Annotated in this window: 16 protein-coding genes; 9 read left to right on the top strand and 7 right to left on the bottom strand. The window is 57.1% G+C overall.

Features of this window, described 5'->3' with window-relative positions; translation table 11 throughout:
* Window positions 1-9: 9 nt before the first annotated feature.
* The 8 genes from FCS96_RS02165 to FCS96_RS02200 are packed head-to-tail and all read left to right on the top strand — an operon-like array spanning window position 10 to window position 9940.
* Window positions 10-423, top strand: a complete 414-nt coding sequence (locus tag FCS96_RS02165; RefSeq protein WP_138438597.1) for a hypothetical protein — start codon at window positions 10-12, stop codon at window positions 421-423.
* Between the two features lie 26 nt (window positions 424-449).
* Window positions 450-857, top strand: a complete 408-nt coding sequence (locus FCS96_RS02170; RefSeq protein WP_138438598.1) for a hypothetical protein — start codon at window positions 450-452, stop codon at window positions 855-857.
* Complete coding sequence (locus FCS96_RS02175; protein ID WP_138438599.1) at window positions 857-3595, top strand: tape measure protein; 2739 nt, start codon at window positions 857-859, stop codon at window positions 3593-3595. Before FCS96_RS02170 ends, FCS96_RS02175 begins: the two co-directional genes overlap by 1 nt.
* On the top strand, window positions 3596-4201 hold the full coding sequence (locus tag FCS96_RS02180; protein ID WP_138438600.1) for a hypothetical protein: 606 nt from the start codon (window positions 3596-3598) through the stop codon (window positions 4199-4201).
* Window positions 4198-4758 carry a hypothetical protein gene (locus FCS96_RS02185; RefSeq protein ID WP_138438601.1) on the top strand — a complete coding sequence of 187 codons (561 nt, stop codon included), beginning with the start codon at window positions 4198-4200 and terminating at the stop codon, window positions 4756-4758. Before FCS96_RS02180 ends, FCS96_RS02185 begins: the two co-directional genes overlap by 4 nt.
* A 9-nt stretch (window positions 4759-4767) precedes the next feature.
* A complete protein-coding gene (locus FCS96_RS02190) occupies window positions 4768-7641 on the top strand; it encodes a phage tail protein (RefSeq protein WP_138438602.1) in 2874 nt (957 codons plus the stop codon).
* Between the two features lies 1 nt (window position 7642).
* On the top strand, window positions 7643-8263 hold the full coding sequence (locus tag FCS96_RS02195) for a hypothetical protein (protein WP_138438603.1): 621 nt from the start codon (window positions 7643-7645) through the stop codon (window positions 8261-8263).
* Window positions 8264-8272: 9 nt separating this feature from the next.
* Entirely contained in the window at window positions 8273-9940 is a 1668-nt protein-coding gene (locus FCS96_RS02200; RefSeq protein ID WP_138438604.1) for a hypothetical protein, read from the top strand.
* 162 nt (window positions 9941-10102) lie between these two features.
* Here FCS96_RS02200 and FCS96_RS02205 read toward each other — a convergent pair whose 3' ends face one another.
* From FCS96_RS02205 to rpe, 4 genes are all read right to left on the bottom strand, one after another.
* Window positions 10103-11326, bottom strand: coding sequence for a tyrosine-type recombinase/integrase (locus FCS96_RS02205; RefSeq protein WP_138438605.1), 1224 nt, complete (start codon window positions 11324-11326; stop codon window positions 10103-10105).
* Window positions 11327-11539: 213 nt separating this feature from the next.
* Entirely contained in the window at window positions 11540-13027 is a 1488-nt protein-coding gene (gene trpE, locus FCS96_RS02210; RefSeq protein ID WP_138438606.1) for an anthranilate synthase component I, read from the bottom strand.
* Window positions 13028-13264: 237 nt separating this feature from the next.
* Entirely contained in the window at window positions 13265-13954 is a 690-nt protein-coding gene (locus FCS96_RS02215; protein ID WP_138438607.1) for a phosphoglycolate phosphatase, read from the bottom strand.
* On the bottom strand, window positions 13951-14637 hold the full coding sequence (gene rpe / locus FCS96_RS02220; protein ID WP_138438608.1) for a ribulose-phosphate 3-epimerase: 687 nt from the start codon (window positions 14635-14637) through the stop codon (window positions 13951-13953). Before rpe ends, FCS96_RS02215 begins: the two co-directional genes overlap by 4 nt.
* A gap of 167 nt (window positions 14638-14804) precedes the next feature.
* On the opposite strand from rpe, the gene FCS96_RS02225 reads away from it, so the two are divergent.
* On the top strand, window positions 14805-15737 hold the full coding sequence (locus tag FCS96_RS02225; protein ID WP_138438609.1) for a DUF3530 family protein: 933 nt from the start codon (window positions 14805-14807) through the stop codon (window positions 15735-15737).
* Window positions 15738-15746: 9 nt separating this feature from the next.
* Here FCS96_RS02225 and FCS96_RS02230 read toward each other — a convergent pair whose 3' ends face one another.
* From FCS96_RS02230 to FCS96_RS02240, 3 genes are read right to left on the bottom strand one after another with little or no spacing between them, the layout of a single operon-like run.
* Window positions 15747-16508, bottom strand: a complete 762-nt coding sequence (locus FCS96_RS02230) for a co-chaperone DjlA (protein WP_138438610.1) — start codon at window positions 16506-16508, stop codon at window positions 15747-15749.
* Window positions 16509-16511: 3 nt separating this feature from the next.
* Complete coding sequence (gene murU / locus FCS96_RS02235; RefSeq protein ID WP_138438611.1) at window positions 16512-17192, bottom strand: N-acetylmuramate alpha-1-phosphate uridylyltransferase MurU; 681 nt, start codon at window positions 17190-17192, stop codon at window positions 16512-16514.
* Complete coding sequence (locus FCS96_RS02240) at window positions 17189-18235, bottom strand: aminoglycoside phosphotransferase family protein (protein WP_138438612.1); 1047 nt, start codon at window positions 18233-18235, stop codon at window positions 17189-17191. The genes murU and FCS96_RS02240 overlap by 4 nt, the downstream gene beginning before the upstream one ends.
* Window positions 18236-18238: the final 3 nt, after the last annotated feature.

An 18238-nucleotide genomic window follows, 5' to 3' on the forward strand; every position in this document is an offset into this window, starting at 1 on the left:
GCATGAGATATGACCGACAACGTACTTTCAATTTTTGACACTGAGTCTGCATCAGAAGCGGGTTCTTGGTTGCACCTGGCCAAGCCGGGAACTGGTGGTGAGCCGGCATACGCGGACAAAGAGCAGAAAAAACCGCTGAGACTGAAGCTTAAAGGCCCGGATAGCGACACATGGACCGCCTTTCAGCGCAAGGCTATGCGTCAGGCTGGCAAGAAAGACAATCGAACAGCCAAGGACGTAGCGCTAGAGGATGCCCAGTTGTTCGCCCGGATGACACTGGAAACCGAGAACATCCCCGGCTACGAAGACCCTGATCACGAAAAGCTTATTGAGATGTACCGGAATTACAAAGACATCCGGGTTCAGGCGCTGCAATACGTGCTGGATCAGGAAAATTTTATCGGGAAGCCGCTGACAGATTAACGCTGTGGGCGGCTCAGCTCGGCTGGATGCACTCGGTACCCAGCCGCCAGAAAGCTGATGACCGCAGGACGCGGTTTGAGCAGTACGGCAAAGATCACCCTTACACGTGCCTACCCGATACCAACCCTTTCCAATACCTAACGCAGTGGCTTCTCGATGCCGGCATAGCTCCTGGGCGGGCGGCCCTCACATGGACCGAGCTTGATCACTACGACCACGCCACCGGTGGCGTCTGCAGCCAATGGGAGATGAAAACCATGATGCGGATGTCCCGCGAGTATACGCACTGGCTGGGCAAGGGGAGCAGGCAATCAGACATTGCCGACGACGTGCCTTATATCGAGCGCACCGAAGAAACGAATCAGGCATTACAGGCCCGGCTTCTTGAAAGCCGAGAGAAATCCGCAGAACTGGCGAAAGAGGCGAAAACCTGATGGAAGACCTGGCCTCACTCGGCTTCTCAGTTGATAGCTCCGGCATCAAGGGCGCAACCCGCGAACTGCGGAAAATGGACTCCGCGCAGGAGAGGGCGGAGCGCTCAAACAAGCAGCTAACGACCGCCAGTAATGCGCTAAAGGCCGCCTTGGCTGGCGTCGTCGCCTCTATTGGCGTGCGAGAAATCATCCAGTACGCCGATGGCTGGCAGAACGTAGCCAACCAGTTGCGTCAGGTGACCGACAGCACCCGAGAGCTTGAGACGATCCAGGGCCGATTGGTTGATGTCGCCAAGGACACGCGTTCAAATTTTGAATCCACCGCAAACCTTTACGCTCGCCTGGCCAGATCGACCACTGAGATGAATTTGAGTCAGGAAGATCTTATTGGTCTAACAACCACAATAAACCAATCTTTTGCGACATCTGGTGCAACAGCGGAAGAAGCTGCCGCATCTATTACTCAGCTGAGCCAAGGCTTGGCTTCTGGTGCCTTGAGAGGCGACGAGTTTAACTCAGTTTCCGAGCAAGCACCGGGAATTATGAGAGCCGTTGCTGATAGCCTAAACATGACCAAGGGTGAATTGCGCGAGTTCGCAGCAGAAGGAGGGATTACCGCTGAAATTGTTGTTAATGCATTGCGCGAAGCCTCCGATGAAATTGATCAAAACTTTGGCAAAACAGTGGCAACTTTCGGCCAAAGCATTGAGGTTGCTCGCACAGAACTTATTAAATGGGTCGGCGAAAATAAAGCAATTTCACAGTCGGTAAGTTTTGCTGGTGAAGCCATAGTCACGCTTTCTGAAAACATAGATGAACTGGTCACCGTTGCGGGAGCCGGGCTTCTTGTTTTCTTGGCGAGAACGGCAGGCGGGCTTGAGGTATCGGCAGCGAAGGCTATAAAAAAGCAGGCCGCCATGGTTTCTCTGGCCAGACAAACCGCGCAGGCAACCGGCGCAGAAGCTGCGTACCTTCGGGTTGTGCAGGGATCTCTGTCTGCCGAGCTTGCGGCCACGACCAGCACCACAAGAAAGATTGCTCTGCGCCAGCAACTAGCGGCGAACACCACGGCGCTTACAGTAGCGCAGAACCGTTACACCGCAGCCCTTTCGGCCAGCACCGTTGCTGCCAGGGCGTCCACGGTGGCCATGACCGCTGCTCGTGGGGCGATGGCGCTGCTCGGCGGCCCGGTCGGCATTGCATTAATTGCAGCGGGCTCAATGTACTACTTCCGAGATTCCTTGTTCGAAACCAAGGTTGAGCTTGGTGAGACAGGCAAAGAGTTGCGGGCCTACACCAAAGACCTCAACAGCCTCACTGACGCTCAAGTTGAAAATCGGCGCCAGTCTCTGGCCGAAGCGATGCGCCAGAACAAACTAGCCATTTCCGAGGCCGCAGCCGAGCTTGAACGACTCAAGGAAATTCAAGCTTCCCAGTCCGTCAGATTTCAGGGGCGCCCAGGCAGCGCCGCTCCTGATCTTGCAAACGTAGAGGCAGAACTTGCCCGCCTCGAACGTGCCGGCGAAATCATGTCTGAGCAATACCGTCAGCTTGAGGACCGACGTGAGGCGTTGACGGACAGCACCGCTCGTGATGAGGCGCAGCGAGCCCAGTCGGCCACTGATGCAGTGCAGAAGATAATTTCCGGTCTGCAGGATGAATACCTGCAACTGACCCTAAACGAAGAACAGCTATTGCGTCACAAGCTGGCCATTCAGGGCGCCTCCGAGGCCGAGGTTCAACTTGCCGTCGACACGCTGCGATCAGCCCGCGCCATAGAAGAGCAGCGTAAGCAGCAGGACGCTCTTTCAGAGATGCGCCGCGATCTCGACCCCGCCTTTGCCGAATTTGACCGCTACGCCGATCAGGTTGACGCCATTGAGGCATTCAATATCACCGCCGAGGAAAAGGAGCGGTTGCGGGAAGAGGCGTTCTTGGTTCACCAAGAAAGGATGGCAGAGATTGCCAACGAAGGTGTAAGTAAGCGCGCCGAGGTAGAAAAGACCTATTGGCAGCAGTGGATAGAGTCAGCCGAAAGAAACCTGACTAATTTTGACGAGCTGTCCAAAACGGTGATCGACAATTTTACTCGCAGTTTCGGAGATGCTTTTGAGGCTGTGATCTTGGACTCAGAGAATACCGAAGAAGCGCTAAAGGGAATGGCGAGAACCATGATCAGATCGGTAGTCAATTCTATCGGTCAGATGATTGCGCAGTGGGTTGCCCTGCAGGCGGTTCAGATGGCCCTCGGCACTAGCGCAACGGCGGCGACCGTTGGCCAGGCTGCCGTGGCCTCTGCTGCGTGGGCTCCGGCAGCGGCTATGGCGTCCTTGGCGACAGTTGGAACTAACGCCGCGCCTGCCGCAGCGGCCTTGGCTTCCACAACAACGCTTGCTCAGTCCTTAGCGATGATCGGCGGGAGCTTTGAGGGCGGAGGATATACCGGCAACGGCCCTCGCTCTAGCGGGCTGGATGGAAAAGGCGGTTTCCTGGCCATGTTGCACCCAGACGAGACGGTAATAGACCACCGGCGCGGAGACTCTGGAAGATCTGCGGGCGGGAATGGTGGAGACACTAACATAACCCAAGTTCTCCAGATCCCCGGAAATATCCAGCAAGAAGTCAAACAGCAGATTATGGCAGCCCTGCCGTTAATCCGAAGCACCGCAATTAATGCGGTGTCCGCTGAAATCAACCGTGGCGGCAATATGGCCCGACAAGTCGGAAGGAGGTCGTAAATGGCTATTCAAGACTTTCCGGCCAACATCAGTCCTGATGCTGAAGAGTGGAAGCTGACCTACAACACCCTGACCTTTGAGTCTGATCTTAACGGGGCTATGCAGACCGCCGAATTGCCGGGGGCCAGGTGGTCAGTCTCCATGACGTTCAGCAATCGGCAAGGCAAGGCGGCCAGGGCGCTCCAAGGCTTCCTGGCAGGCCTCAAAGGCCGGTCTGGTCGAATCTGGGTAATCCCTGTGGACTGGGAGCCTTTGGGCACCCCTGATGGCGCGGGGGCGGTGTCGGCCAATACCTCTGGTGGAACGACCTTGCCCACCAATGGGTGGGACGCGGACATCATAGAGCTTTTCTGTGCCGGCGATTACTTCGAGGTGAACGGGGAGCTAAAAAAACTTACGGCCACAATTAGCTCCGATGCTTTGGGTCAGGCCACGCTACAGTTTGCCCCACCTTTGCGCCAGCCCGTCACTATCGGCATGTCAATTCGTGTTATTGAGCCCCGCTGCCAGATGCTTCTTTCAAGCGATGATCAAGCCACATGGAGCATGTCTGCCCCAAAGATTTACGCGACTACGATTAGCGGGCGCGAGGCACTGGACATATGAGAGCCATCCCTCAAGCGATCATTGACGCCCTGGAAAGCAAGAACTTTAAACCGATTTTTTTTGTTGAGGTGCTTTTCCAAACCCCGCTCCGATTCACCAGCTTCTACGCCAGCAAAACAGTTGGCGGCGTCGAGTATTTCGGCCTTGGCAATCTCGGGTCTGTTTCCAGCGTCTCAGAGAATGCAGACCTTGACCCTCAGCAGCTATCCATATCGATAGCCGGCGTGTCTCAGGCCTCGTTGGCAGGAGCCCTAACCGAACCTTACCTAAACCGTGACGCCAAGGTGATGGTCGGGATGCTGGATGAGAATGACGAGCTTTTGTCGGACCCCTTCAATTACTTCGTCGGCAAGGTGGACGAGATGCCGTGCAAGTATGGCAAAGAAGGCCGCATAGAAATCATTGTCCGTGATCGCTTAGCCGACTGGGGTCGCCCCCGCATTGAGCGATACACCAACGCAGCCCAGCAGGCCAAATACCCGGGCGACAAAGGCCTGGAGTTTGTTTCTCAGGTGGCCGAGAAAGAAATTATTTGGCCGGCATCCTCCTACTTTTAAGGGCGCGTAATGGGCTGGAATCCTTTAGATGACATAGCAGACGCGTTCAGATCCGGGTTCGAGGCTATTGGAGACTTTTTCTCTGACCCTCTCGGGGCCATTGAAGATATCTTCAACTCGACCCTGGATATCATGACCCTTGGAGCCTTCTCGTACGCCAAGGATCAGATACGCGGGCTGTTTGACTTTGACATCCCGTATCAGGATCGAACGAAGCTAGTTCGGGCTCCCGCAGGCGCACGGCAAATCGTTTATGGTCGCGCACGCGTTGGCGGTCAGTTGGTTTATATCGAAAGTTGGTTCGATGATCGACGCTTTCTAACCATGACGATTGTGGTTGCTGCGCACCAAGTTGAGGAAATTACCGCCATCTATGCCAATGGGCGCCAAGTTGCAAGCGCACGAGCGTCTGGCAATGGGCGAATGCCTGTTGTCCAGGATGGGAAATACAACAGAGCAGGGGAAGAAAGCCGGATTTTTTGCTGGTCAGCAGATGGCACGCAAGCAGCCGCCATACTTCCTACGGTAACTCCTGCCGGAGTGCCGTCTAACCCGCCGAACTGGACCTCAGATCACAAGCTTCTGGGTCAGGCCTATGTTCATATTTTTTGCTGGTACCACGAAGACAAGTTCGAATCCGGGCTGCCGAAGTTCGAGGTAGAACTGAAGGGCAAAAACGACATCTACGACCCTCGCACCGGGTTGAGCGGCTACACAGATAATCAGGCGCTGTGCACTCTGGACGCGCTGCGTTGGTCGCGCATGCTTAATGTGCCAGACGCCGATATTGATATGGCCGCATTCAGCTCGGCAGCAAATATAGCTGATGAGCTGGTGGCGTCAGGGGTAGGGACGACCGAGCGCCGATACACCGTTAACGGGTCCATTCCGTTCGACCGGCCACCGCTAGAAGTGATTTCTTCCTTGGCAAAGGCTGGCGCGGGCTTCCCGGTTTACACGCAAGGGCAATGGACCTATGTGCCTGGCGCGTACACAGCACCGGTCATGACGCTGGACGAATCTCAGCTAATTGGCGGCCTGTCATTCCAGCCTGGCCCTGGTAAGTCAGCGCGCCACAACAAGGCCACCGGAACCTACATTGATGCCGATCAAAATTTCGAAGTCGTAGAGTTCAGTCAGTTAATCATCGACGCTTATATTGCGGATGACCTTGAGGAACTTGAGAAGACCTTCGAGTTTGCCTTAACGAACTCTGGGCCGACTGCTCGCAGGCTGGCGAAGATCAGCATTGAGCGGGGCAGATTCGGCCTCACCGTGTCTCTGGTGGCTAAGTTCAAGGCGTTGAGATTGACCCCGGGCGACCGAATTAACCTGAGTATTGAGCGCCTTGGGTGGACTCCTAAAGTGTTTCGAGTTGAGGCGACGGAGTTCAGCTTTCAGTCAGGCGTAAAGCTAGACCTGAGAGAGGACGATCCGGCTATCTATGACTGGGCTGAAGGTGATGTGCTTGCACTTGATCCGCCACCAGCTATCCAGATTCCTGATGCGCTGGAAATTAGCCCGCCCACTGGGATCGTGGTCTCTGAAGAGCTTTACCAGACCTTAACTCGCGCCGCCATAAAAGTAAGGATGCTTGTAAGTTGGGATGCAGACGACGACCGGGTGGCTCGCGGCTATGATGTCCAGATTCGCAAAGTCGGGGCCGCAAACTGGACCGACATTGTAACGTTTTGGCAAGACAATAGCGTTGAGATAAACGACGTTGATGACGATGACTATGAGGTGCGTGTAAGAGCCATTAACACGCTGGGCCAGCGCTCTGATTGGTCTCAAGTGTCGTACACGGTCATCGGTAAGTCAGCGCCTCCACCAGACATTCCGCTGCTGTTTGTCGAAAAACGAATCTTGAAGTGGACCTATCCAGGCGCTCCGCTCGATCTTGCAGGGTTTCTGGTTCGGTTCCAAAACGGTGATCGTCAGTTCTGGGCAGATGCCACGCCAATGCACGAGGGCATCGTCACCGAAACGCTGTTCGACGTCTCCAACTTCAGCGGAACCAAGACTTTTCTTGTCAAGGCCATAGACACCACTGGAAATGTGTCCCTGAACCCCGCCATCCTTGTTCAGGGGCTGGGTGACGCGCCGGTTGAAAACGTCATTCAAGAGGTTCAGGAAGCACCAGACTGGACAGACACGACCCAGGCATACAGTTTCCTCGTTAAAAGCGCTGGCGTGACAGAAGGCTTTCAAGTCAAGTCTGGCGGCATTACTGAAGGCTTTGACGTTCAGTCATCTGCATCATTCACCGGGGCATTTGTAAACGCAAACGGGCACCTGGAAGGCGTCGAGATTGGCGGCTTCTATGGGGAAACCGCCTCCATTTTCTATAGTGCCGACCCGGCCTCAGATTTCTACGGGGCAGAATATCAAAGCGTCGAATACAAATGGACATTTGAAGTTCTCGCTGCCGATGTGGGCTCTTCATTAACGGCTGAAGTTGTTCTTCAAAACGCATTCAACCAACGCTTTGATTACACGCCACCAAACTACACCGGTGATCCGCTGGCATTTCCGGGCTCAATAGTTGCTGAGCAGGGCATTTATCAATTCACCCTTGCCATACCACAACAACAGCTACCCTCTCCGCCGATTGTGGAAAACGTAATTACCAGGCTGGACGTTGGCGACATTCAGGAGCGCATTGGTGATGTCGTCATAGCGTCGGGCGGGACCAGGCTTCCCATTGCTCGAAACTACCGGGAAATCGTGGTTGTAAACATGACCCTTCAGGACGACGCCGGCACCGCATCGGCAATCAAGATATTGGACAAAGACGCAGCGCTTGGGCCTCTTGTGCAGGCCTATGACGATGGCGGTGTGGCCGTTAGCGCCACAATCGACGCATTGATACAGGGGTACTGATATGCCGACGGGTAATTTACCGGTTAACAACTATTTGGGTGATGGTCAGCGTACCACCTCGGAATTTCAGACGGGCATTGACCAACTGCTGGCTTATGCAAATTCCCTGAAGGCTGAAGTTGACGCATTGAGCGCAGCGGTAATCAAGGAGGCCGCTGTCCGAGGTGTTGGCACAGGACTTACGGATTTAGTTGAGACCTCTCAACTTGATACTCGACTTGCAACCACTGGAAATTTGGGCACGGCGGCAACCAAGAACTTCGGAACTGGTTTAAATGAGGTGCCAGAGTACAGGGAAGAAATTATAGAGATAGGAGGTGCGGACTTTGATCCTTCTCAGTTCATGAAGATTTTGAAAGTAGGGAACCTTGTTACGGTGACCTTGCTGAACGATTTAACCACACACGCAAATAAGGCAGACCCTGTCTTTTCAGGAATCCCAACATGGGCAAGGCCAAATGACATAACCAGGGCCGTTTATAACGTTACTACCGCTTACCTCCGAGAAATCGCTATTTTAACCGACGGCAGCGGCAAGCTTACATATTATCAAAGGGCAGCCACCGGCCTCCAGTCGGCCAGCAATACCGGAACAGCTTTTACAATTTCGTATGCAATTTAAGGTGCAACCATGACGAAGCGTTTGCCTCAGCTAGAGCCCTCTTCCGATATTGCGGATTCAGACCTGCTTCTACAAAGTGACTCGTCCAACGATGATGAAAGGAAGTTGCCGTTTTCTGAAGCCAGAGAATATTTCTCGGCGCAGAGCGTTCAGCGTGTAGCAAGCCGCACAGAGATGAAAGCGATTAATGCTGCTGCCGACTACCAGTTCAGCCTAGACGAAGGCGGGCGCTCAGGAGACTTCGTCGTTCGAGATTCGGCAGGCGCGGGCTTCCTCATTATCAAGTCAGTAACCTCCACCTCCGTAGACGCCACCACCGATACGATTACTTCAACGGCGCACGGGTTGGTTGATGGCGATGGCGTAAAGCCAACCACGACAGTTAACGGGCTCACTGCCGGACAGCTGTATTGGGTCGTAGGAGCCACCGCCAACACCTTCCAGCTTTCCCTCACCTACGGCGGTGCAGCTGTTGACCTTACAGGCACAACGAACTTCACGGTGGATCATATGTTTGATCCGCTTGAAGGCAGATACGCTTTACTGGATAACGGCAACTACGTCGAGAGGATTCTGCAGGGGCCGGTCTTATTCAGACATTACGGCGCTTTAGGAACCGGGGCCGCAGATGATACCGCAGCGGTAGTGTACGCAGTCGGAACTGGACTGGATTGCGACGGCGAAGGCTCAAATTACACGTATCTGATGACCGGCGCATTCTCATTGAATGCCGGACAGAAAGTAACCAACTTCCATTTCAAGAAAGGGTTCAATGGCGAGATTGTATCTGGCCTGCCAGACTCCGCGAAACTGCTGCAAGGCGAGATATCCGGGGAGAGTGCGTCCTTTACTGGCGGAGGTGTGGTAATCGCTAGCGGCGATTCTCAGCATATAGTCGGCGTGGACATTCTTGATGTGGCGGGGCACCCGGTTGAAGTGACAGGCAGCTTCGCCCAAAAGGCCCTGTTCGAAGACGGCATTTGGGCCTCTGCAACACCGGGTACGCAAAGCATTAAGTTTGCGGCAGCCACATATGCAAATGGCGACATGACCATTAGCAATATTTACTGCCAGGGCGGCAACCTTGTAGATCTTGGTGGCAGACAGAACGTGCTCATTGATGGCTGCAACATGACAGACATTACTTTTGGCACGTCCACAAAAACAACCATCACTGGGTGCAGGCTTGCAATTCTTGGTGGAACACTGCAGGTTTCCGGCTCTAATCAAGTCCTTGTAGGTAACTCTATAGCCGGTGACGTTGAGCTGGTTTCCGGGGCTAACTTCTGCGTTATCGGACCAAATACCCAAGACGGCGAAGTAATTGATAACAGCGGGCTAAGAACCAATACGATCACAGAAAGCAAGTCTCTATTAAGAGGTTGGGTTAACTTCGACGGCACTATAGCGACGCCTTCGATTCGTGGTCAGTACGGGGTTTCTTCGGTAGTGAAGTTGGCGACAGGCCAATATGAAGTGACCCTGAGTAGCGCCTTTACAAACACTGGCCTATCAGTAACGGCAAGCGGACATAAAACAAACTCCGTGGCGACTGCTGGAGATTTTGCAGTAAATGCGTTTGTTTTTTCTGGTGATAAAATCCGAGTTTCAACGACTGACTCAGGCGCGTTCGCAGACTTCGCAACCGTTTCGTTGTCAATTAACGGGGACGCCTGATACGGAATCGTGGCCTGGCTCAGAATGGGGCAATTTGGGGGCAAAAGGGTACGTGTTTTACCCTGTTTTACCGTGTTTTGAAATAATGTAACAGTTTGGCCGATTCGCTCAACGGTGCGCCCTGCAAGGGTTTTGGCTGTATATCCGTACATCGCATGGGCATCATGGGCGTGTGCTGGAGTATTTGATAGGCACCACCTTTCCGGATCCTTCTCCGAGAGAATAAACGTAATCTGACCAATCCTGCATCATTCGGATCCGCTCCGGCATGTGTTGCGCGTGGTTGTACGCCGCGGCGGTTTTGTTTTTCTTGGAGTGGGCCATCTGCATTTCTATGTGTGCCTCCGGGTACCCCATCTCATAGAGCCTGGTTGACGCGGTGGCGCGAAAGTCGTGCCCTGTCACCTGTCCGGTTGGATAACCCATGTACTCGAGGGCTCGGTTGATCGTGGTAGCGCTCATCACGTCCCGCGGGCGCCGGGTATTAGGAAATAGCCATTGTCCGCCACCGGTGATCACTTTCAGTTCGCGGATCAACTCGAGCGCTTGCTCTGATAGAGGTACAACGTGGATCCGCCTCTTCTTCATTTTCCCCGCAGATATTTTCCACAGCCCGCCATCCAGATCGAACTCTGACCATTCTGCTCTCCGAATCTCCGCGCTTCGAACGAATGTCAAAAGTAACAACTCAAGAGCAATAGCCGTTGTCCGGTTCCCGCCAAACTTCTCCAGCCTACCCAGGTACTCCGATATCTCCGCGGGCGTCAGTGCTCGAGCATGAGTAATTTCTGGCCTTTCTACAGCGCCCTTCAATGCCGCGGCAGGATCCGTGTCAGCCCTCATCGTTGATGCAGCAAAGCGAAACACCGATGAGCACCATTGGCGAACCATTATGGCGTAGGTGGGAGCGCCCGCCTTGTCCATTCTGCGTATTATCTCGAGGATGTGCTGGCTTGTGACCTGCTTGATTGGCAGCTTGCCAATATAGGGATAGACGTTCGCCTTCATGGCCCGTTCGAACTGGGTGGCGTACCGCGGTGACCATGTGCGGGATTTTTGTTCGGCGTACTCTGCGGCAATTACCTGAAACGTGTTTGCGCCCGCGGCTATGTTCTCGAGCTTTTCAGCCTGGCGAACGTGTGAAGGGTGGATCCCTTGCTTCACTAACCCGCGGGCTTCGTCTCGAGCCGTGCGGGCATCCGACAAGCTAAGATCCGGGTATTCACCAAGAGCGAATACATTCTCCTTTCCGGCTATTCGGTATCGGTAGCGCCAGAGCTTGGATCCGGTAGGCCGAACCTCGATGTAGAGGCCGCCGCTGTCTGCAATCTTGTAGGCTTTGGCGTCCGGCTTGGAGCGCCGTATCTTCAGGTCTGTCAGGGCCATCTGCGGGTATCGTCCTTATTTTCGTCCTGATACCCGCAAATCTACCCGCTTTTTTTTCGGATTGAAGCGGCTGCAGGCGGTCATCAACGAACAATAGAATGCCGCGAAGCTACACATCTTGTAAAGTTTGCAGAACGTAGACGAATAGCAACGAACAGCGGTGAACAATCGTGCAGATTATCGATCATCAGCAACATAAATCGTTCCTCCGCCTCAGTGGTCGAAATCGTTGTAGGTCATGGCCACCGCCCGGAATATGGCGCGGCCCTTGTTCATGGTTTCCTTCCACTCAAGGCGGGGCACCGAGTCGGCAACCACGCCAGCACCGGCCTGGATGTGCAGGGTGTTGTCCTTGATCACCGCGGTGCGGATGGCGATGGCGGTGTCCATGTTGCCGTTGAACGACAGATAGCCCACGGCGCCACCGTAAACCCCGCGTTTGACCGGTTCCAGCTCGTCGATGATCTCCATGGCCCGGATCTTGGGTGCACCGCTGAGAGTACCCGCGGGCAGTGTGGCCCGCAGCACATCCAGGCAGCTGGTGCCCTCGTTCAGGCGGCCGGTCACATTGGAGACGATGTGCATGACGTGGGAATAGCGCTCCACGATCATCTTGTCGGTCAGGCGCACGGTCCCGGTTTCCGCCACTCGCCCGGCGTCGTTGCGGCCAAGATCAATCAGCATCAGGTGTTCGGCAATTTCTTTCGGGTCGGCCAGCAGTTCCGATTCCAGTGCCTTGTCTTCGGCCTCGGTGGCTCCGCGCTTGCGGGTACCGGCAATGGGCCGGACCGTGACTTCCTGGTCTTCCACCCGCGCCAGGATCTCCGGTGACGAGCCGACGATGTGGAAATCGTCCAGATCCAGGAAATACATGTACGGCGAGGGATTTAGTACGCGCAGGGAGCGGTACAGATTCAGCGGCGGTGCTTCAAACGGAATCGACATGCGCTGGGAAATCACGGTCTGCATGACGTCGCCGTCGAGCACGTATTCCTTGATCTTGCCGACCGCGGCCTCGAACTTGTCCTGGCTGAAGCCGGAGACAAAATCGCTCTCGTCCACGGTCTTGCCGCGCAGGTGTTCCGGGGTGCGCGGGGCATCGGCGGTCTGCCGGTGCAGGTGGCCTTCGAGTTCGTCGATCCGGGCCAGCGCCTGCTCGTAGGCCCCGTTTACATTCGGGTCGGCATGGACAATCAGGTGCAGTTTGCCCCGCAGGTTATCAAACACCACGATTTCATCGGACACCATCAGCAGGATGTCCGGGGTGCCGATCTTGTCCGGTGGACAGCTCTTGCGCAGGCGTTTTTCGATGTAGCGCACGGTGTCGTAGCCGAAATAGCCGACCAAACCACCGTTAAAGCGGGGCAGTTGTTCCAGATCCGGCGCGTTGAAGCGGGCCTGGTATTCCTCAACGAATGCCAGTGGATCCTCCACCTCGGCTTCTTCCACCAGCTCGCCGCCACGGCGCACTTCGATGCGATGATCGAAGACTTTCAGCACCTCGTGGCTGGGCAGGCCGATGATCGAGTAACGGCCCCATTTTTCGCCGCCCTGAACGGACTCGAACAGGTACGAATACGGGCCGCTGGCCAGTTTCAGGTAAGTGCTGAGAGGAGTGTCGAGATCCGCGAGAACCTCGCGATAGACCGGAATGCGGTTAAAGCCGGCGTGGGCGAGCTCGGTAAATTGCTCGGGTGTCATGTCTTGTTTCCCTGAAGTCTGATCTGCGTTCGGGCGGCACGGGAGTTGGGTGGGCCGTCCGGATGGTTGCGTGCTGAACCGGCCATAGCCAGTCAGCCGCCGGGCTGTTTCAGCCGGTACGCCATCGCCACCATCGTGTCGCGCGGGTGGTCAGGATGCCTCGCGCTGCAGTCAGATTCAGTCCCTGCACGGCAGGAATCTCCCGAAATGAAGTGATCAAGGTAAAGTCCTTTGAGATTACAAAAGCTCAGCCAACGAATCAACAACCGCGTCTGCGCCCAGGGCATCCACCGGCTGACCGAAGTTATAGCCATAGCGGACGGCAACGCAAGGCAGGCCTGCGGCCAGGGCCGCATCAACGTCTGCCGACGAGTCGCCGACCATCACTGTGGTGCCTCGGGTGCCGCCCAGCGCTTCCATGGCGTGTAGTAACGGAGCCGGGTCCGGTTTCTTGACCGGCAGGGTGTCACCCCCGACTGAAAGATCGAACCAGTGGTCCAGGCCCATCTGCTCCAGCAGCGGCGCGACAAATTGTTCCGGCTTATTGGTCACCACCGCCAGTTTGCAGCCGTGCTCCTTGAGCCTGGCGAGGCAGGCCTCGACGCCGTCGTAAACCACCGCGTGTTGACCGTTGATCTGTCCGTAGGCGTGAAAGAAAATCGCCAGGGCATCGTTGAACAGGGCGTCGTCTTTCGGTTGTGCCGGTTCCCAGTCGGTCTGGCGGGCCAGGGCGCGTCGCACCAGCACACTGGCGCCATTTCCGACCCACTCGCGAACCCGGTCGATGCCAACCGGTGATCGGCCCAGATGCTCGAGCATCTGGTCCACGGCGGCCGCCAGGTCCGGGGCGCTGTCGACCAGGGTGCCGTCCAGATCGAACAGCGCGACTCCGGGCCAGCGTGAACTGAACAGGCCGGCCAGGCTCATTGACCGATGACCTTGCGCGCCTGCTCCAGTTCTTCCCGCATGGCGTCGATGGTGGTCTTGTAATCGTCGGTGTTGAAAATAGCGGAGCCGGCGACAAAGGTGTCGGCGCCGGCTTCGGCGATTTCCCGGATGTTCTCGGTTTTCACGCCGCCATCGATTTCCAGGCGGATGTTGAAGTTACTGGCGTCGATGCGCTTGCGCGCCTCCCGCAGCTTGTCCAGGGTGCCGGGGATAAACTTCTGGCCACCAAAGCCCGGGTTCACGGACATCATCAACACCATGTCGAGCTTGTCCATCACATGATCCATGTAGTGCAGCGGGGTGGCCGGATTAAACACCAGGCCGGCCTTGCAGCCGCCATCGCGAATCAACTGCAGGGAGCGGTCGATGTGGCTGCTCGCCTCAGGGTGGAAAGTGATGTAGCTGGCACCGGCGTCAATGAACATGCGGATCAGGTCATCGACCGGAGACACCATCAGGTGAACATCGATGGGGGCCGTAACGCCGTGTTTGCGCAGCGCCTCGCAAACCATGGGGCCAATGGTCAGGTTGGGTACATAGTGATTGTCCATCACGTCGAAGTGAACCACGTCGGCGCCGGCGGCCAATACGTTATCAACTTCCTCGCCCAGGCGGGCAAAATCGGCAGACAAAATGGATGGGGCAATCAGGTATGGGTTCATGATGGCTCTCTCAGGATCTCTCAAAGACATTAGCGCGCGCTTGCGACGAGATGGGCGTGTCGAGCAATCCCTGCCGCACAGAATATAAAAGGAATGCTAGTCTAGCAGTTTGAAACGCTTTTTTCGTAGCCTAAGAGTCAGGATCTGTGCGGAGAGTCGGTGCTGAGATGATCAAACAACTGCTTGGCGGCCTGTTTCTGGTAGGTTGCATGGGCCATGCCGTTGCCGCCGCTGGCGAGGAGCCGGCGAGCGCCGGGGCGACAACTGCCACGACCATCCGGCCGGCGGTAGCTACTGAGCTGGCGGACAGCGCGTTGAGTCAGTTACGCCCGGAGGCGGCGGTCTGGCTGGAACTTGAGGACGGTGTCCGCACCCTTGGCCTGTTTTACCCGGAGCAGGAACCGCCGGCCAACGGTGCCCTGGTCATTCTGGCGGATGTCGGCGACAACGCCGCCGCCGGTGTCGCCGACGAACTGAGCCGGCACTTGACCGCCAAGGGCTGGTCGGTGCTTGCGGTGGGGCTGCCGGCGCCTTCACCACCGCTGCAACGGTACCTGGAGGCGCAACCGGAACCTGCGCCAGCCACCGAGGCGGATGCCGGCACGGACGGGAGCAAGGACGACAGCCGTGACGAATCGTCAGTGATGATTGATGTTATGGCCGCACCCACCGGCGATAACCAGGAGCAGGTCTATCGGAATCGGGTGCGCCAGAGTCTGGCTGCCGCGGCGGCTGCGCTGACGACCCGTGGCTATAACCAACCGGTGCTGGTGGGCTTGGGCCGAGCCAGCAGTCACCTGATGGCAACCGATGGTGAGCTTCAAGGTGCCCCGGCGTTGATCTGGGTGGTGCCGGAATTCTATCCCCGCGATGCCGTTGCCCTGGCGGACAAGCTTGCCGGTAGTAGCGAGGTGGCAATACTGGAATTATACGCCAGCCGGGGAGATGCCAGTGCAGCAAGCCAGCGGCGCTGGGGCGACCTGCGCCGCGCCGGTATTGAACGATTGGATCGTCAGCCGGTGGCGGTCACACGGCCGCTGTCGGCTCATGGCGCGGGCACACTGGCCGGTCGAATCGACGCCTGGCTCAAAGCCCGCTAACGCCCGCTCTTACCGCAGTGCCCGGTGCCGACGTTTGACCAGCTCCCAGGCCTGTTGGTAACGCAGCAGGCGTTCCTTGGCCAAGGCGCGCTCCTCATTGCTGACCTGCTGCTGCGCCAGCTTGTCCGGATGGCAGCCCGACACTTTCTTCTTGTAAGCCCGCTTGATGTCGATCAGGGCGTCCCTGCGGGTCACCCCCAACAATTCACAGGCCTGTTCGTAGCTGGTTGGCCTGGCCAGGTTTTCGGCGTGGCGGGTCCAGACCTTGCTGGCGTAGCTGTCGAAAATGTCGTCGCTGACGGTCACCGGTAGGCCAATCTGATCAATCGCGTCTTCGCAGCGATAACGGCGCTGTTTGCCGGGGCGGCCCATGAGTTGGGCGGCGTGGCACAGGCAGATAGCCACGATCAGTGCCGGTGCGGGCCAGACCCGGTTGCTCAGGCGCAGGGACAGACCTCGCAGTCCCGGTAGTTGCTCCGCCGCCTTGCCGCTCTGGAACCAGTTTATGGCCCGGCGGCGCTGGCGCTGGGAAAGCTTGAGCGCCTTGATCAGGCCCTCGGTGTAGTGGATGTCGGCCTCACTGACCCGGCCCTCAGCCTTGGCGATATAGCCGAGGAAATAGAACAGCGGTAGCCGGCACCAGCCTGGCAGTCGGGTGCGCTCAAGCAGGGTTGAGGTCTGATGGCCGCAGGCCGACAACTCCTGTAACAGGCTGGTGAATTCGGCCTCGATCCGGCCCGGTAGTAGTGGCTGCTCCGTGCTCTCCACCATGACTCAGGGCTTCCTGTGCTGAAGGGTCTGGTCCAGGGCCTGCAGGCGTTCCGGCGTGCCCACATCGACCCATTGTCCACGATGCTCGACGCCGCGAACCCGTTGATCGCCCATGGCCTGGCGCAGCACCGGGCCGAGCTTGCCGGACTGATCGTCCAGGCCCTGAAACAGCCGGCTGTGCAGCAGACTGATACCGGTGAAGGTGAGTTTGTCGGGGCCGTCTTCGGTCACGGTGCCATCGGAGTGTAGCTGAAAGTCGCCTCCCGGATGGTGGGCAGGATTGCTGGTCAGCACCAGTAAGGCGTCACCGTCGGCCGGTGGCTTCAGGTCGGAGAGCGGGAAATCGCACCAGATATCGCCATTGATCACCAGAAACCAGCCACAATCCGCACCGGTCAATTGGGGCAGGGCGCGAACGATGCCGCCGGCGGTCTCCAGTGGCTCGCCTTCACGGGAGTACCGAATGGACAGGCCAAAGTCCTCACCGGTGCCCAGGGCGGATTCGATCTGGTCACCGAGCCAGGCATGATTGATGACCACATCGTGGAAACCGGCGGTTTGCAGCCGCTCGAGATGGTGCACGATCAGCGGCTTGCCCCCGGCCGTGAGCAAGGGCTTGGGCGTAGTCAGGGTCAGCGGGCGCATACGTTCGCCCTTGCCAGCGGCCAGGATCATCGCTTTCACTGCGGTGTCTGCTCCTGGTTCGGAGCCGTACCGATGCGTTGCTCAATGGCGGGCATGACCACGGTGCTGAGCCACTCGTGGAAATGGCGCAGGGCCGGTTGCCGGCGACTGGCGATGATCAGGTAGTTCACCGTGCGGGGGATGTCGGCCAGGTAGCCCTCCTTGCCATCGCGAATGGCCAGGCGGGCGAAGATACCAGCGGCTTTCAGGTGGCGTTGCATGCCCATCAGCTCAAACCACTGGCGGAAGGTTTCGGAATCGGCCCGGTGCAGACCTGCTTCGGAGCTGCGCTGGCGGAAAAACTCAAGCCAGCGGCAAATGGCCTCCTCGGGCCAATGAATGTAGCAATCTTTCAGCAACGACACTACGTCGTAGGTGACCGGGCCGGCGACTGCATCCTGGAAATCAATGACGCCCGGACGGTCGGTGTTGTCCGCTACCAGCAGATTGCGGGAGTGGTAGTCCCGGTGCACAGTCACTTCCGGCTGGGCCAGGGCGCTTTCCCGCAGGAAGGCGAACGCGGTATCCAGCAGGGCCCGTTCCGTGTTGTCGAGGCTAAGGCCAAGGTATTGCTCAAGCAGCCAGTCCGGGAACAGGGCCATCTCACGGTCCAGCAGCGCGGCATCGTAGGGTGGCAACGGGTAGTCGTCGGGTGCGGCCAGTTGCTGAATCTGCACCAGCTCGGTCAGTGCGCCGTGATACAGACGATCGGCACTGCTGTCGTCCAATTGGCCCAACATCAGGTTGTCACCGAAGTCCTCCAAAAGCAGGAAGCCTTGCTCGAGATCGGTTTGCAGGATTTCGGGCACGTGGATGCCGTGCCGATGCCAGTGCCGGGCAATGGCGAGAAAAGCAGTGCAGTCCTCATGCTCCGGGGGCGCATCCATGACAATCAGGGGGGTCGGTTGGTGGCCCTGGCCATCACGCCAGACCCGGAAATAACGCCGAAAGCTGGCGTCACCGGAAACTGGTTCGGCGATGGCTTCGGACAGGCCATTGAACTGCCTGACCCAGTTGGTCAGCAACTTCTGACGGGTATCCATGAT

Source organism: Marinobacter alexandrii (assembly GCF_005871205.1).
Lineage (GTDB): Bacteria > Pseudomonadota > Gammaproteobacteria > Pseudomonadales > Oleiphilaceae > Marinobacter > Marinobacter alexandrii.